This is a genomic window from Idiomarina aquatica (assembly GCF_003987185.1).
Lineage (GTDB): Bacteria > Pseudomonadota > Gammaproteobacteria > Enterobacterales > Alteromonadaceae > Idiomarina > Idiomarina aquatica.
In genome coordinates this window covers 1-17,349 of sequence record NZ_PIPS01000006.1, presented here as the reverse complement: position 1 = coordinate 17,349, position 17,349 = coordinate 1, and the positions used below count along the sequence as shown (strand labels likewise).

General features: G+C 51.1%; 12 protein-coding genes and 1 rRNA gene. 6 read left to right on the top strand and 7 right to left on the bottom strand.

Going from position 1 to position 17,349, the window contains the following annotated elements:
• Positions 1–34: 34 nt before the first annotated feature.
• Positions 35–1,495, top strand: coding sequence for a winged helix-turn-helix domain-containing protein (locus CWE23_RS13205; RefSeq protein ID WP_198678849.1), 1,461 nt, complete (start codon positions 35–37; stop codon positions 1,493–1,495).
• Here the strand turns inward: CWE23_RS13205 and CWE23_RS13200 are convergent.
• Entirely contained in the window at positions 1,492–2,559 is a 1,068-nt protein-coding gene (locus CWE23_RS13200; protein WP_126820492.1) for an efflux RND transporter periplasmic adaptor subunit, read from the bottom strand. The two genes, CWE23_RS13205 and CWE23_RS13200, sit on opposite strands and share 4 nt — an antisense overlap.
• Before the next feature lie 14 nt (positions 2,560–2,573).
• Complete coding sequence (locus tag CWE23_RS13195) at positions 2,574–5,663, bottom strand: efflux RND transporter permease subunit (protein WP_126820491.1); 3,090 nt, start codon at positions 5,661–5,663, stop codon at positions 2,574–2,576.
• Between the two features lie 238 nt (positions 5,664–5,901).
• Here CWE23_RS13195 and CWE23_RS13190 point away from each other — a divergent pair, with 238 nt between their 5' ends.
• The 5 genes from CWE23_RS13190 (at position 5,902) to nspC (ending at position 13,583) form a co-directional block, all read left to right on the top strand.
• Positions 5,902–7,326, top strand: a complete 1,425-nt coding sequence (locus tag CWE23_RS13190) for a sodium-dependent transporter (protein ID WP_126820490.1) — start codon at positions 5,902–5,904, stop codon at positions 7,324–7,326.
• The gene (locus CWE23_RS13185; RefSeq protein ID WP_126820489.1) at positions 7,326–8,939 is read left to right on the top strand and encodes a GNAT family N-acetyltransferase; all 1,614 of its coding nucleotides are present in this window, start codon (positions 7,326–7,328) and stop codon (positions 8,937–8,939) included. The genes CWE23_RS13190 and CWE23_RS13185 overlap by 1 nt, the downstream gene beginning before the upstream one ends.
• A 72-nt stretch (positions 8,940–9,011) precedes the next feature.
• Positions 9,012–11,177 carry a prolyl oligopeptidase family serine peptidase gene (locus tag CWE23_RS13180; protein ID WP_126820488.1) on the top strand — a complete coding sequence of 722 codons (2,166 nt, stop codon included), beginning with the start codon at positions 9,012–9,014 and terminating at the stop codon, positions 11,175–11,177.
• A gap of 71 nt (positions 11,178–11,248) precedes the next feature.
• Positions 11,249–12,448: a saccharopine dehydrogenase family protein gene (locus CWE23_RS13175; protein WP_126820487.1), complete on the top strand. Its 1,200-nt coding sequence runs from the start codon at positions 11,249–11,251 to the stop codon at positions 12,446–12,448.
• A gap of 1 nt (position 12,449) precedes the next feature.
• Complete coding sequence (gene nspC / locus CWE23_RS13170; RefSeq protein ID WP_126820486.1) at positions 12,450–13,583, top strand: carboxynorspermidine decarboxylase; 1,134 nt, start codon at positions 12,450–12,452, stop codon at positions 13,581–13,583.
• Between the two features lie 38 nt (positions 13,584–13,621).
• Here the strand turns inward: nspC and CWE23_RS13165 are convergent, their stop codons facing one another.
• The 5 genes from CWE23_RS13165 to rrf all read right to left on the bottom strand — a co-directional run.
• Positions 13,622–14,272, bottom strand: coding sequence for a tetratricopeptide repeat protein (locus CWE23_RS13165; protein WP_126820485.1), 651 nt, complete (start codon positions 14,270–14,272; stop codon positions 13,622–13,624).
• A 15-nt stretch (positions 14,273–14,287) separates the two neighbouring features.
• Entirely contained in the window at positions 14,288–15,061 is a 774-nt protein-coding gene (locus CWE23_RS13160) for a type III pantothenate kinase (RefSeq protein WP_126820484.1), read from the bottom strand.
• Positions 15,048–16,040: a bifunctional biotin--[acetyl-CoA-carboxylase] ligase/biotin operon repressor BirA gene (gene birA, locus CWE23_RS13155; protein ID WP_126820483.1), complete on the bottom strand. Its 993-nt coding sequence runs from the start codon at positions 16,038–16,040 to the stop codon at positions 15,048–15,050. The genes CWE23_RS13160 and birA overlap by 14 nt, the downstream gene beginning before the upstream one ends.
• Entirely contained in the window at positions 16,033–17,052 is a 1,020-nt protein-coding gene (gene murB / locus CWE23_RS13150; RefSeq protein ID WP_126820482.1) for a UDP-N-acetylmuramate dehydrogenase, read from the bottom strand. The genes birA and murB overlap by 8 nt, the downstream gene beginning before the upstream one ends.
• 190 nt (positions 17,053–17,242) lie before the next feature.
• Positions 17,243–17,349 (bottom strand): 5S ribosomal RNA (rrf, locus tag CWE23_RS13145); the annotation flags it as partial.

Here is a 17,349-nt window from a genome sequence, read left to right as displayed (position 1 = left end):
CTGAATGAGTCATAAGATAATAAGAATAATTGATATGGATATTGTCTACCATTTTGCCGGCAAAACTTTTATTCCGGCGCGTAACCTGTTAATCGAAGGGAATACCGAACAGGTACTGGAACAACGTGTTAGTGATTTATTACTGGCGTTTTGTCAACAACCCAACCAAGAGCTGAGCAAAAACGAGCTAATAACGCTGGTTTGGCCTGACCGCGTGGTTAATGAAGACAGTTTATCGGTTGCTATCAGTAAGCTACGAAAAGCGCTTGGGGATAATCGTCACAACCCAGTCTACATTAAAACGCTGTCCGGTCGCGGTTACCTTTGGCTGGCAACGGTTGACAGTGAAGAGAACAGCCCACAGCCTACCACATCAGCTCCGCCGACGACGCCAGAGCGCGATTCCCCGCCCACCCCGCGACGCGTGCGCAAACCGCTATGGGCGGGGCTAAGCCTGGTGTTGGCTGTTGGGTTAATCGGCGCATTGCTGTTGCACCAACCGTCATCAACAGACACCACCGAAGCCGTTGTCTCTGCTGAGGTTATCGCGCAGCATGACCAATTAACCAAACAACTGCGCCAGGTAGACCCGGATAATCAACGTGACGTGATCAAAAAAGCGCGGCTGATTACCGAAGATTATCCAGAGTTCCTCCCCGCCTATCTGACCATCGCACAGGCAAAACTTAACCTCAGTATGTTGAACAGTTACCGGGACATTGCCATTTACCAGCCAGAAATCGAGTCCATCGTCGACTTTGTTCTTGCGCGAGATCCTGAAAATGGCCGCGCCTGGCTCTACCGTGGCTGGCTTGCACAAATTGCGGACTGGGAGTATGAAACCGCGGGGTCAGCGTATATGAATGCGCTAAAATACAGTCCTGATGATCCGCTCGTGTACTTGGGCTATTCGGAATACTTAATGGCGCTCGGCGATTTCGAACGAGCTCACGCTTTTTTTGATCAACTGCGCCGCGAGAACCCGGACTATTACAAATACTTGAATATGTCCTTTGTTTATATGCTTCAAGGTGACTATGACAAAGCCCGCGCAGAGGTTCATCGCATCGCCAACTCTGAAGCCGAATCACGGCTTGCACAGCGTGTTTTGAATCGCATTGCTATCCTCTCGGGAAACGATGACGAAGCCTTCGCCACGCTGCAACGGTTAATGCGTAAAGTCGATCTGCCCAAAACCTTTATTGAGCAAATGGAAACGTTGTTCCTGCGCGACGGTTTAGCCGCGGTTTACCAAAAACTGCTGGATGAACGCATCGATAAGAATTTGGGGCATCATCTGCCACCCTTAGCATGGGCTCGTTATGCCGTTATTGCGGGAGACTTTGAGCAGGCTATCCGTTGGCTGAACGAAGCGGTGAATACAAAACAACCGGCCGCGGTCTTTATTCCATTAGATCCGCTCTACCAGCCGCTGGCGTCACTGCCGAAATTTCAGCAAGTGACGCAGCGCATCGAACAGCAAATATCCCGTTAACTGGCTAACGGAAACTCGTTTGCGGTAAGCACTCGCACCGTGGTGCCATCTCGAAGCGTCTCGGCACCGCGGACAATCACCCGCTGCCCCGCCTCAAGAGCTCCCTCGACAGCCAGCCGCTCACCAGCTCCGTGCTTTACCTTAACGCGGATTTTTTTGGCCACGTTATCTTCTCCCAAGGTGAATACAAAACGGCCTTCCTGATTAATCACCAGGGCATCCCGAGGCACTGTAAACTGCGCCGTATCAGCAGCGCTGGGCACGCCCACGCTCACCACCTGGCCGATATCAAATTGAGCGCGCGCTGACTCTGGAATTTGCAGGTACGCAGAGAAGGTTTGCGAGCGCTCATCGCTAACCGCAACCAGTGCCCGGACCGGCAACAGCGTCCGCCCCCCATTGAAGTACACTTCCGCAGACCCTTTTTGCTCAAGGTAGCGACCATAACTCAACGGCCCGTACAGTTTGACCTCCAGTTGATCAAGGTTAACCAGCTGTAACACCGACTGTGTCGCTGATACAGCTTGTCCCACCCGCACAAAACGTTCGGTAACGACACCATCAAACGGCGCTTTGATGTGTGCTTTCGTCAAGTTATCCTCGGCCTGTTGTACTTCTATTTCCAACAACTCAACATCGGATTGCGCCAGCGCCATATCAACCCGGGCATTATTTAGTGCCTGTTCCGACACCGACTGGCTGTGCTCCAGGCGCTGCAAACGCTGATAGTCTTCCGTCAGGCGTTCCAGTTCAACGTTCTTGCGCTGCAGCTGCACTTGCAAGCGACGGTGTGCCAGGCTCAGTTGAGTGGTATCCAGTCTTGCCACCACATCACCTTGTTTTACTTTCGTCCCTGCTTCCGCTGTCCAGGCAACAACGCCACTGACGCCAGAAGAAAGCTCACTGCGATAACGGGACTGCACATGTCCGGTCACTCGAATTGATGGGCTTAATTGTTCCGTTTTTACTTCACCGACGGACACCACAGGTTCGTTCGCTGCAGCCGCACCGCGACTGAATAACAGAGTGACAACAAGCAAAATTAGGTAAAGATAATATTTCATGTGTGCCTCGCAAATTATACGTTGGGTTGAATCGATGCGTTTTCGGTGTTCAGCTTAGGTATGCGTGCGCGTACCAGTTCGGCCAGATACAACAGACTGCTCATACACATAATCATGAACAGCGTACTTACCGTCATACCACTTAAAATAACCGTTGCCAGCCCGCGGTAGAGCTCACTACCCGCGCCCGGAATTACCGCCAGCGGCAACATACCGACCACCGACGTCAGTGAACTCATGTAAATAGGACGCACCCGCAAAGCGACGGCTTCGGCAATCGCCTCACGAATCGACAACCCGCGAGCTTGTGCCTGACGCGTCTTTTCAATCAATAGAATGGCGTTATTAACCACCAGTCCCAGCAAGATAACAAAGCCGATCATGGTCAGCAGATCCAGCGCCTGAAACTGAAATAAGTTCAGGCACCACAGTCCAATCACGCCTCCGGCAATCGCCATCGGTGTGGTTAACATCACCAACAGACTGTCGATCAATGAACGGAAAATGGCGGCCATGATTAAGAACAGAATTAACACCGCAAAGATAAAGTTGCTGATCATGGTATCGATGGTCTCAGCCAAGTCGTCAGCGCCGCCGCTAAGTGCAATAAACGTACTTTCCCCCAGTTGCTCCTGCGCCTCCACTTTGAGCTCTTCCAGCACCGCTATGGCTTCCTCCAGTGACACGTCATCCGGTGGTGTAACACCGATACTCAGCACTCTTTGTCCGTTCAGACGGCGGATTTCATTAGCGGCAACGGTGCGTGTCTGAGAGGTCAGCTGATCAATGGTCTGAATGCCACTATTCGGGGTGTAAACCGGCATCGCCGCCAAGGCTTCCGGTGTCTGCCATGGCTTGGTTTTTAAAATCACGTCACTGCGCAAGGTGCCGTCAAAATACTCGCCCAGATACTGGCCATCGGTCATACTGCGTATCATTTGCCCAACCTGATTACGGGTTAAGCCGGAATTCGCAATGGCGTAGTTATTGGGACGAATGTTCAATTCGGTCTGAACCGATTGGGCATTCGGCACACGACGCACATAGGAGCCGGGAATGCGATCACGGATCTGCGCCATAGTCCGCTCGATAACCAGTTCGGTGGTACCATCCAGTTGTCCGGTAAAATCCAGATAAACGCTTCGCCCCGAGCCAACTTTTACGGTGTTCAACAACGACATTTTGAAAGCGACACCCCGCGTATCCGGTAGGTCTGCAAACAGCTCAGTACGCACGATGTTCAACAGTTCTTCCGCTTTCGACGGATCTTCGGGGTAAATAAATATGGCGCGTCCTCCGGAACTCATCGTTAGGTTAAAGTCTTTTATAGCCGGTGTTTTCTCACCCGTTCTATAGCGGTTCAGACGTGCAATCAGTTCTTTCGCCAGCTCGTTTTCCAGCGTCGTATAGTTGGTGCCAGGTGGCGTCTGCAACACCGCAATGATGCCCTCAAACTTGGCTTCCGGCAGAAAGTCGGTTTTCGGAGCCAGTGCGACAATACTGAATACTGAACCCAAACCAAGCACCAAAAACCAAACCCACGCTTGCCGACGAGTACTGCATAGGCGCTGATAGATAGACGCTATCTTTGTCCAAATTGGCAACGGCTCACTAAAGTGTGTATTACCCCGCAAAACCAAGCCGGCAACCACGGGCAACAATAACAACGCCGTTAGCATCGAGGTAAATACGGCAATGGTCATTGTCAACGCCAGATCAAAGAACATTTGCCCTTCGACACCGCCCATAAAAGCAACTGGCGCAAAAATGGCAACGGTGGTGAGCGTAGCGGCAAAGAGCGCTCGCGATACTTCCTGAGCGCCCTGTACCAGGGCTTTGGCGAGCGGAACACCTTGCTGGCGTAAACGCACAATGTTCTCCTGCACGACAATAGCAGCGTCCAGAACAAGCCCGGTTGAAAACGCCAGTCCTGCCAGTGAAATGATGTTTAACGTACGATCGAGGAGGCCCAGGCCCAGTATCGCAGCACTCAAAGACACGGGAATTGTGATACTAATCAACAGCGTTGAGCGAACGCCCCGAATCATTGCGTACAGCATCAACAGGGCCAGGGCAATACCGATACCTAAATTGCCTTTCACCAAGTTAACAGCACGTTTAATGTGCAGCGAAGAATCAAAGCTTAACGTCATGTCTAAGCCACGCGGATTAAGCTCTTTCTCATTTAAATCCGCAATAATGACCTTCAACTGCTCGAAGATTTCGACGGTATTGGCATTTTTGGCCGCGTCGAGCGTGATATAAAACGCGGGGTTATCATTTCGATAAATAAAGTTTTGTTGTTTTTCGTAACCTCGTACGACGGTCGCAACTTCCCCCAGGTAAACCGGGCGGCCATCGTTGTGGGCGACCACCATCTGGTTCATTTCTTCAGGCTTAAACTGGCCTTCATACCGCACCGAGTATTCACGGCGGCCAACCTCGGCAAAACCACCTGAAAAATCTTTGGATTCCATCACCTGATTCATTAATTGCGGTACCGTGATACCCAGTGCCGCCAACTTATAAGGGTCAAATATGATTTGCAGTTGGTTATTCAGATAGCTGGCCAAGCTCACATTACTTACCCCGGGAATCGCCCGCAGACGCGGACCAACGGTGTGCTTGATCAGCTCTTGGTACGCCGTGAAATCCTTGCTCTTATCCTGACCAACTTTCTGAATCATCATGGTCGCCGTACCTGCTTCGAACTCACCGAGCATGGCTTGTGGCTCATACGCTTCACGCGGCATTCCCTGTACCTGGTTCAGCGCATTAATGACGTTAATGTAGGCTTGCTGCATATTTTCATCGAGAGCAAACTCAATCGTCGTTAACGCCAGGCCATTACGAACGGAGGTCGAAATTCGTTCCACTCCCACGATGTTTTTAAGAATTTCTTCTTGCGGCTCGACGATTTCAGACTCCATTTCCTCCGGAGCCGCTGAGCGCCAGCTATTGATCACCGATATGGTAGGCCGTTCAATATTCGGCATTAACTGAATGGGCATATTGATTAACGTGGTTGCCCCAAGTATCACCACGATTAAAAACGCAACGATGGTTGCGAATGCATTCTGTTGAGTTAATTTTATCCAGCTCATTGTTCTGTCCTATCAGGAATCGACAGGTTGAGCATCGCCTAACCCGTCTTAAGACTCCTGAAAAAGTCCTTAAAGGTTCTTAAATCTTCTAATTAAGCTTATGGTTTACACCTTTAATCGCAGAAACACGTTAGCCGTGCTTGCCGAGCGTCATGCCCCTTGCTAGGATTGCTGGAATTTTCTGCGCACGACAACATATGGGCGCCTGATAATAATAACGATTAAAAGAAGGAAGACCATGAGCGAACAACGCGATCAATTCAGCTCGAAAATCGGCTTTATATTAGCCGCAGCCGGTTCCGCCGTGGGCATCGGCAACCTCGTCGGGTTTCCGGTAGCAGCAACGAAAAATGGTGGCGGCGCGTTTTTACTGATCTACGCGATTTTTGTCGCCTTTATCTGTGTGCCAATTATGCTGGCCGAAATGGGCGTTGGCCGTCATGCGCAAAAGAACCCACTCGGTGCTTACTTAAGTTTGGGGAACGGTAAGAAATTCTGGAGTTTTGCCGGTTTTCTTGCGGTATTAACCCCCTTCATGATTGCCATTTTTTATATGGTCATCACGGTTTGGATTTTTGGCTATCTGTTTTACGCGGTGACCGGTGACCTGGCGCAACTCGCTCAGCCCGGTTACTTTGGTGAATTCGTTAACGACTATAAGTTTATCGGCTTCTTGGTTGCAGTAACCCTGGTCATCAACTTGATCTTGCTGGGTGGTGTCCGACAAGGTATTGAAAAAGCCGCCAAGTTTCTCATGCCAGCGTTATTTGTGATGCTCATTCTGCTGGTGATCTTTGTGCTGTCGTTGGACAACGCAGAATTGGGTGTACAGTTCTATCTGGTACCGGATTTTAGCAAGATTGATGGATCTGTTGTCAGTGGCGCGCTTTCACAAGCGTTCTTCTCGCTATCGCTGGGTATGGGCATTTTGATCACCTATGGTTCTTATTTCAGCCGTTCGGATGACATTGTCACTTCCGGCAAGTTGGTTGCAATAACGGATACCGCGGTGGCATTTACCGCCGGCTTAATGACCTTGCCGGCCATTTTCGCCATCAATCCAAATACCAATCCTGCGGATCTGAGCGAATCTTCGGTCGGCATGATCTTCTCGTTCTTCCCGCAGATCTTTATGGAGTTGGAAGCATCCATCGGTTACGTCGCTGCCAGCGTCGCCGCTTCGGTGTTCTTCTTGCTGGCATTCGTCGCCGCCATCACCTCATTGGTGTCGATTTTGGAAGTGCCGACGGCCGCCATCATGGAACAGCGCAATACCAGCCGTAAGAAAGCGCTGCTGTTCATGGTGATTGCCAATACCATACTGACCATAATCGCCGCGACGTCGTTTGGCTTTATTCCAGCCTTCACCGAGTTTGTAGAGTACGCAGGGCAATCGAAGTCGGTATTCGATGTCATTTATGATGTCTTTTATGACACCATTTTGCCGCTGAACGGCTTACTGATTTGTCTGTTTGTCTGGTTGCAATGGCGCAATAATAATCTCGAGTCAGAACTGACCCACGGTAATCATGCTTATCCCACCACTTTACTGGCCAAGTATGTGCGTGTTTCGATTTCGACCTTTATTCCGTTAATTCTTGCCGTCGTGTTCATCAACACCTTACTCGCTAAATTCTTCGGGGCGCAGTACGCCTTCTTCTGATGCACACGAACGGTTACCGCAGACTGGTAATACGCTCGGTTACCGACAGCTGGCAGCTTCCACTGCCAGCTGCTCAGTCAGGACACTTGCTGCTTTCCGATAGTTTTCCACAAGCCGATGCGCAATTATCCCGTTACCGTGATTATCTGGGACATGAATTCGACCAGGTTACCATTGACTGCCGCGAACAGTTGCATGTTGATGCAATAGCCGCGCTGTCGGGAACGGTGGTTGCCGGCGGCCAACTGCTGTTGCTAACCGGTAGCACAGAGTCGCCTATGCTAAGGCGTTTGCGATCAAACTGGGCGGAACCGACAACACCACCGCCACCACTACCACGATTACCTACGCCCGAGCAGCAGCAACTGTCGCAACACCTGCGCGATACCGAGACCACCCATCTGTTGCTGGCCGACCGTGGGCGCGGTAAGAGTCATACCCTCGGCCAGGCAGTTGCCCGGCAACTGCAGCAGTATCCACAGCAACGACTATTGGTGACAGCGCCCCGCAAAGCCAATGCTAAGGTCTTATTGCAGTCGGCACCGGCAGCACAGTTTGTTGCCTGGGATAAACTGTTGGCAGAGCAAAAAGGCGATGCGCTGCTGGTCATTGATGAGGCCGCCGGTATTCCGTTGTGGGCAACACAGCGTTTATGTCAGTTATACCGCCCCTGGCTACTGGCGACCACCATTAATGGTTATGAGGGCTGTGGTAAAGGCTTCGCGGTACATTTTACCGATTGGGCGCAACAGCAGTTTGCGGCGGTTCGATTTCACCGTCTGGACACCCCGATCCGCTGGCCTGCCGGGGACCCGCTCGAACACTGGCTTGAGCAGGCACTCCTGCTTACGCCCGCACCGCCGACGCTGACGCACATCACCAGTCGGCAAACGGTACACGCCAGCTCGTTGCCCGATGATGTTCTGCATCAGGCGTTCGAGCTGCTGTTACAGGCACACTATCAGAGCAGTCCCAATGACCTGGCCTTATTGCTCAACGACCCCCATCAATTTTTAACCCTGGAATACCAGGATAACCGCGTCGTTGGGGTAACCTGGTCGGCACTCGAGGGGCCACTGCCGGAGCCGATACGCGATGCCATTGTCACTGGTAAACGGCGTCCTAAAGGCAACTTGTTACCACAAGCCATCGGTTATTTTTTACAGCAACGCTGGGCTCTGTCGCACAAGTGGTGCCGCGTGGTTCGCATCGCCGTCGCTGACGCATACCGCCGCCAGGGAATTGCCAGTCAGCTGCTGCAGCGGGTAAAACAATGGGCAACTCAACAACAGTGTCAGTTTATCGGTACCAGTTTTGGTTTCAGTCAGGCGCTGGGGGCGTTTTGGCAACACAACGACTTCCACGCCATTCGTACCAGTACCGCACTGGATCGTGTAAGTGCACGCCATCAGCACATTATGGCGTGCTGCCTGCACGAGCCTGTTGAACAGTGGTCGGCTTTACTGGAGTACGGTGCTGCCGAACGCGACTGGGTACTGCACAAACGTCTACAACCCCTGACTGACAACACAGTCGTTGCGGCCATCGAACAGGGTTTCAGGCAAGGCTACCTGCCAAGAGCATCGGCGGAATTTGCGCTTAATGTTCGTTAACAAACGGTAAAGAACGTTAAGAGCAAAAACACCCCGTGCTAAAGTAACTAAAAAGATAACTGAGACTTTGGTATGCCCTCGCAACGAAAAACATCATTACTGTTATTGGCCGGCTCACTGCTGTCGCTGTTAATTGGCGCTTGTAGCTCCGCCCCAAAAGACTCAGAGCAGGCGCTTCAAAAAGGCCTCGATTATCCGGCAACCCAACGTGGCACAGCCACGGCCGATTACCATGGGCACACCATCAGCGGGCCTTATCAGTGGCTTGAACAACTGCACACGGCTGAAACCCTCGATTGGGTTACTCGCCAGCAGCAGTTTACTCAACAGCAGCTACAACAACTAACGGCTTCCCGGTTCGTCAAAGAGCGCTTAACCGAACTTTGGAATGTCGAGCGTGTTAGTGCACCCATCGAAGTGGCAGGAAAAATCTTTTATTGGCGCAATGACGGTTTGCAGGCACAGGCTGACCTCTACATGCAACAGAGCGTTGACAGCGCGCCGCTTAAAGTGGTCGATGTCAATCAAGTCGACCCAACCGGACTCACCGCAATAACTGACTTTAGTGTCTCACCTGATGGCCGTTACCTTGCCTATGCGCTGTCAGAAACCGGCAGTGACTGGCGGGTTTGGCAGATCAAACATTTAAACAGCGGCGAAATTCTTAATGAGCGTATCCAAGGTACTAAGTTTACCAATATCAGTTGGTACCCGGACAGCAAAGGATTTTATTACAGCCGCTACCCTCGCACAGCGCGCGGATTTGATGATAACGCTTCGGTCGACGTGTTCTATCACTCCCTCGGTACCGACGCCCGGGATGATGTTCGCGTGACAGAACTGGGCTACGAGCCAGGTGTTAACCCCTATCCACAAGTCAGTAGTGACGGGCAGTTTTTGCTGTTACGTGTCCAACAGGGTCCCAATGAGAACCGCTGGTATCGCCGTCCTTTAAGGCAAACCGCCGCGGACTTTGAGCCCTTATTAGAGCAGCCGCAAAGCGAACATCAATACTTAGGGACTGTCGACGATGAGCTGTACTTTTACAGCCATCACCAAGATGGGCTGGGTAAAGTTGTCAGCATTCAGACAACATCAGCCTCCATCGAAACCGTCATTGAAGAGCAAGACCATCCGCTGACTTCAGTCAGTTTGATGGGTAACCAGCTCGTTGCTCATTACCTGGACAACGCACGTTCACGCGTCATGACCTTTGATCTTCAAGGACGTTTTGTGCGCGAGCTTGCGCTTCCCGGCATGGGCAGCATTAGTGGTTTCGAAGGTCACCCTGATTCCACTCAGGCATTTTTTAAGTATTCCAGCTTTACCGAAGCCGGAAAAATTTACCGCTATCAAGTCGAACAGCAACGCACCAGTTTATGGCAACAGTCATCGTTACCCATCGATACCAGCCGCTATCAAACTCACCAGGTGTTCTTTAGCGCGGCCGACGGTACCCAGGTTCCGATGTTTATTGTCCATGCCGATGAGGTTCAGCTGGATGGTAACAACCCATTGTTACTGCACGGTTACGGCGGTTTTGGCAGAACCCTGAGACCAGAATACCAGGCCGATTTTATGGCCTGGCTTGAACTCGGCGGTGTGCTTGCGGTTGCTAATGTTCGCGGCGGTGGTGCCTATGGTAACCCCTGGCACAAAGCCGGTATCCAGAATAACAAAGCGACGGCGATTAATGATTTTATTGGCGCGGCCCAATGGTTGATTAGCCAGGGTTATACACGTCCTGACAAGCTCGCCGTTCACGGCCGCGGACATGGCGCTATGATGGCGGCGGCCGCAATGGTGCAGCAACCGCAGTTATTTTCTGTCGTGCTCGCCGAAGTTGGTGTTTACGATTTGTTGCGCTATCAAACCGCCAATGCGAATGCCCGAGCCTGGCAAACCGAGTTTGGTATCAGCTCCTCCGCGGATGACTTTAACGCGTTAATTCAGTATTCACCGCTGCATAACACCCGTTACGGTCAGTGTTATCCCGCCATGTTACTGAGCACAGGTCAGCATGATCAGCGGGTTGCCCCTTGGCATAGCTATAAATTTGCCGCACAAATGCAATACGTGCAGGGTTGTCCGAACCCAGTCCTGCTTGATGTCGACGAAAATGCCGGGCATGGTGATAAAACTCCCATTTGGATGGAAATTGACCGCACGCAACGGCAATGGGCGTTTGCACTCAATCAACTACAGGTTGGTTGGCTGAAAAATGAAAAGCCGAAATGATGCTTTAGCAAAAATGTGCTATCTTTCGCGACAATTATTGTCCTCAAAACTGCGATTAAAGGATTACTGACATGTCGAAAGTTTTAGTCATTGGCGCCGGCGGTGTTGCCAGCGTTGTTGTTCAAAAGTGCGCTAAATTAGCAGACGTTTTTTCTGAAATTCACTTGGCCAGCCGCACGCTCTCAAAATGTGAAGCTTTACAAGAGAAAGCCGGCAAAGATCGCGTCGTCGGTGTTTACCAGGTGGATGCCGATGATTCAGCCAAAGTGGCTGACTTGATTCGTCAGATTCAACCTTCGCTGGTCATCAATGTTGCGTTGCCTTACCAGGACTTGCCGATCATGGATGCTTGTCTGGAAACTGGCGTGCATTACCTTGACACCGCAAACTACGAGCCTAAAGACGAAGCGAAATTTGAATACTCATGGCAGTGGGCTTATCAGGAGCGCTTTAAAGAAAAAGGCTTAATGGCCTTGTTGGGTGCGGGTTTTGACCCGGGCGTAACCAACGTATTCACCGCCTATGCGGCAAAACACTACTTTGACGAAGTGCAATATCTGGATATCGTTGACTGTAACGGTGGCGATCACGGACAAGCTTTTGCCACCAACTTTAATCCAGAAATTAACATTCGTGAAATTACCCAACGCGGTAAGTATTGGGAAAATGGCGAGTGGCACGAAACCGACCCGATCGGTGTGCGTAAAGATCTGGATTATCCTAATGTTGGTGTACGTGCATCTTACTTGTTGTTCCACGAAGAGCTGGAGTCGCTGGTAAAACACTTCCCGACGCTAAAACGTGCGCGTTTCTGGATGACGTTTGGTGACCAGTACCTGACGCATCTGCGCGTACTGGAGAACGTCGGCATGACGTCGATACAGCCGGTTAAGTTCCAGGGACAAGACATTGTGCCACTGGAATTCCTAAAAGCGGTACTACCAAACCCAGGCTCACTGGCCGAAGGCTATACCGGTAAAACCTGTATTGGTACTTATGTGACCGGGATTAAAGATGGCGAACAAAAAACCATCTTTATCTACAATAACTGTGACCATGCTGAAACCAACAAAGAGTTGGGCGCACAAGCCGTGTCTTACACCACTGGCGTACCGGCGATGATTGCTGCGGCGATGATGTTAGAAGGTCAGTGGATGAAACCGGGTGTCTGGAACATGGAACAATTTGATCCAGACGAGTTTATGAATCGTTTGAACCAACACGGCCTGCCTTGGCAAGTTGTTGAGTGCGATCAACCTTTTGGCGAATAGCATGAGTAAGTATACATCACCGAACATTCCCTCACCGTGTTATGTACTCGATGAGGCTCTGTTGCGTAAAAACCTGCAATTGATGCAGCGCGTGCAAGAGCAAAGCGGCGCTGACATTATTCTTGCGTTGAAAGGTTTTTCTATGTGGTCGGCCTTTCCGATTGTACGGGAGTATCTGAAAGGGTGTACCGCAAGTTCGGTATGGGAAGCAAAACTTGCGGCCGAAGAATTCGGCCGTGAAGTGCACGCTTATGCACCGGCCTATAAGCAAGATGACATTGATCAACTGCTACCGTTGGTTAATCACATTTCGTTCAACAGCTTAGGCCAATGGCAACGCTACCGCGAACAGGTTAAAGCCGCTGGTGTTTCGATGGGTTTGCGCATTAACCCCGAACATCAGGAGGCGGAAACCGAGCTTTATGACCCAAGTGCGCCGGGCTCTCGCCTGGGGGTAAAGGCAGAAAGCCTTGAAGGTATAGAGTTAGAAGGTATCGAGGGCTTCCACGTTCATAACCTGTGCGAATGTGACTCCTTTGCACTGGAGCGTACCCTGGAAGCGGTCGAGAAACGTTTCGGGCACTATCTGAAGCAGATGAAGTGGTTAAACTTGGGTGGCGGGCACTTAATGACGCGCGCCGGCTACGATGTTGATCACCTCATCGAACAGTTGCGCGGCCTTGCGGAACGTTACGATTTACAGGTTATCCTCGAACCTGGCTCAGCCGTTGCCTGGCAGACCGGACCACTCATTTGTGAGGTGGTCGATATCGTCGAAAACGACGGTAAGATCGCGTTATTGGATATTTCTGCAACCGCTCACATGCCGGATGTATTGGAAATGCCTTACCGCCCTGCCATTACCGGAGGCGGTTTACCGCACGAAAAGGCGTTCTCTTACCGTCTGGGCGGCAACAGCTGCCTGGCCGGGGACGTTATCGGAACATACAGTTTTGATCATCCGCTCAGTGTTGGTGATCGCTTGGTGTTTGAAGACATGATGCATTACACCATGGTCAAAACCACCTTTTTTAACGGCGTACAACATCCTGCCATTGGGATTCTGCGTGAGGACGGTTCCTTCGATTGCGTCCGTCAGTTCCGTTATGAGGACTTCCGCGACCGACTGTCTTAACCCATTGAAAGGTTAACCAATCGCTTACCAAGCCCGCCTTAAAGTAATTTTTGGCGGGCTTTTTCGACGGCGGAGGGTGGCATCAATTTAGCCAGTTGCTCGAGCTTTTGTTGAATACGTTGATGTTCCTCACGATCGCCGGTTTCCGCATGATGCAGCCAGTGATAGGCGTGGGTAAAGTCATAAGGACTGCCGTTGCCTGCCAGCATGATATCGGCAAAACGTTTTTGCGCGGCTAAGTTACCTAAAGACGCCGCTTCACGCAAATAGCGAATAGCCCGCTCAGTGTCTTGCTGGACTATAGTGCCCGTATGGTAATAGCGACCAAGCTGCTCAAGCGCCTGAATCAACCCTTGATCCGCAGCCACACGCATATAATGCAGCCCAAGCTCGACATCGCGCTCATAACAAACGCCCCAAGCTAACATATCACCATAGAGAAACTGATACGTCGGACGTTGCTCAAGTTCAGCCTGAGCTTCGATGTCCATGACCAATTGGCAGCGATCGATCTGCTCAACCTGTTGCAAGTGACGATTATCCTCGAACATACTGACCAGCGCTTCATCGGTATAAAGCTGAACCGCCTCTAACTCATCAGCGGGCTCGGACTGTTGAGCAAGTGCAGATGCTGACAGCAGCGCTGCAGACAGGACTAGCGCCGGCGACTGGAGCCATATTTTCGCCATGAAGAAACCTCTTATTCAACCGATATCACTGTTATCGGCAGCGATTGCTAATCCCTTAAATACCAAATCGTCAATGCGTTGGTAACTGACGTTTTCCACCTTTTGCAATGACTTTAACAGTCGTTCGCCATCACCACCGGTCACCACCACCGAGAAGGGTTGTTGCGCAAATACGTCTGCAGACGCTGTTAATGCCTGCGCTATTGCTCCCACCAGAGCATAATGGACGCCATAGCTCATGCCCTGCTGTGTATTCACGGCCGGCACCCTATGGCAGGATTCTGATAACAAATCGGAAAGGTTTGCGGTACCTTTATGCAGGGATTCCTGCATCAGACGCCGCCCTGGCACAATCCATCCACCAAGGTGATGGCCGTCCTGTTTCAGCCAGTCGATGGTAAGCGCCGTACCGGCATCAATAATAAGCGCGTTGTCCTGGCGTAGACTTCGATAGCCAACCAACGCGAACCAGCGATCCGCACCGAGTTTCGACCAGTCCGAACCGTAACCGTTAGTCACACCACCAAATTCCCGTTGGGTATGTAACCAGTTCACCGGACCAACAACGGACGCGAGCTTCGCCTCAATCAACCTCGCTGCCTCAAGAGCACCGACACGGCACCCCCACGCACGAGGCTGCTTACCAAGCGCGCTGCTTAGCTTCGTACACCAGTGCTGATCGAGCTTCTGTGCGATTTCGGTGTTCACGAGTTTTTCTTCGAAGACCACCTTGCCATCATCATATACGACAAACTTGGTCCGGGTATTACCGTTATCAATCAATAACATGTGCCGCCCTCAGCGATACCTCGCCGCCAAAATAACGAATAATACTGCCCTGCTGGTCGAGCAAAATGGCACCATTCTCGTCGATCCCACGGCAAATCCCTGAAACCGTCCGCTGTCCCATCATTAATGTCACCGGTTGATTAAGATAAATGTCATAACTGACCCACTTATTCCGGGTTGGTTCTAATCCATACTGGCTAAAGCGTTCCAGCGCATCCAGAACATTCCGGTAAATACTTCCTGCAATCGCATTACGCGACCAATCCGCGGAAATATGTGCCGCAATATCGGTCCAACGTTGGTCGATGGCTTTAGCGCCTTGTTCAGGCATGCGCAAGTTTACACCAATACCAATTACGCTAGTGCTTTGCCCATCAGAGCGTGAGTCCAGTTCAACCAGAATTCCGGCGAGTTTTTTATGTTCAACGTAAACGTCGTTCGGCCATTTGACACCAACATCTTTTATACCCAGCGCCGTTAACGCGTCCGCAACAGCAACGCCGACAACCAGACTCAGACCCATCGCACTATTAATGCCGTCCGTTAACGGCCAGTAAATGCTGATATAAAGATTACTGCCAAAAGGCGAGAACCAGGGCTTACCCCGACGTCCGCGTCCGGCGGTTTGTGCTTCTGCAAATACCGCGTAACCCGCCGGTAACGCTTTAGCGTGACTGAGGGTACGAATCTCATCGTTGCTTGAGCCAACCACTGACTGTACTTCAAGCTGTTGTTGATTAACTGCGGCAGCCGCAGCGATCGTTTCAGCGTCCAGCAGTTCCAGTCGATGTCCCAGCCGATAGCCCTTGCCATGCACCGAAAAGACCTCTACGCCCAGTTCAATCAGCTTTTGGATATGCTGGTTAATGGCGGCTCGGGTTACGCCCAATTGCTCACCGAGTGCCTGACCAGAATGAAAACGTCCGTCGGCAAGCAACTGCAACACATCATTGATGCGATCATTGATGCGATTATTCATACAACAGGCTCTCCAGCTCAGGTGGACTTAATAACCCGGCTCGACCAATTAATCGGACTTCCGGCTCTAAGCGCACAGCAAATGCGTGGAAAACCTCATGCACAATCTTTCGGCATAAACGAATAACGGCATCTGCAGTTGCAGTGCCCTTGTTGACCAACACCAATGCCTGTTGCTGATGTACCGCGGCACCATTAATCTCGAGTCCTTTAAGTCCGACTCGATCAATCATCCAACCCGCTGCGAGCTTCACATCATTACCTTGTTGGAAATACACAACATCAGGATGATTTTCGAGAATCTGTTGCAGATGTTGCTTTGATACCACCGGATTCTTAAAAAAGCTGCCGGCATTTGGTGTGATCTCAGGATCAGGTAGCTTGCTTTGTCGCACTTCAATCACTTTGTCGTAAACGGCTCGGGCATTAACTTCCTTACCGATCAAGCTCTGTAAAGGTCCGTAGCTCAGAACCGGTTGCCATTGCTTGGGGATGTTAAAGTTGACGTGGGTTATCAGGTATCTGCCTGGGTTTTGTTTGAATAAACTGTCACGATAGGCGAACTGACAATCCTTGGCTGAAAAGCGCTGTTGCTTTGCCGCGTTGATGTCGACAACTTCCACACTATCAATAAAAGTGCCTACTTCAATGCCGTAGGCGCCAATATTCTGCACAGGTGCTGCGCCAACGGTACCCGGAATCAGGGCGAGGTTTTCCAACCCGTTGATGTTTTTAGTGAGGCAATAGTTCACCAGTTGATGCCAGTTTTCGGCGGCGCCAACCCGAAGTTTGTAGTCGGTTGCTGTTTCGCTTTCTTCAATACCGGTAAAGTCCGGGACAACAACGGTGCCCTGATAATCATCTATAAATAAGGTATTACTGCCACCGGCGAGGATGATAACGTTATCCAGTTTCGCCAAGTCCGGCAATTGTGCCAGCGAGGACAACCTAAATAATGCAGAAGCTTTAGCAGGTAATTGAAAGGTATGAAGTTGTTGCAGATCGACCGACATGCGTTACCCAATTAATTTGATTGCCAAAATTGTAGCATAGCCAGCGAAAGAACCGGAACTCTATAAGACAGCAAAGCGACAAGGGTGCGGGTTCAGATCGTCGGTCACCATCGGCTGAAGGTAACGCTGCGGGCCGAGCGGGCATAAAAAAAAGCCCCAAGCGTGAGCTTGGGGCTTTCCTTAATTTGAAGTCTGGCGGTGTCCTACTCTCACATGGGGAGACCCCACACTACCATCGGCGCTGGTATGTTTCACTTCTGGGTTCGGAATGGAGCCAGGTGGTGCCATACCGCTATG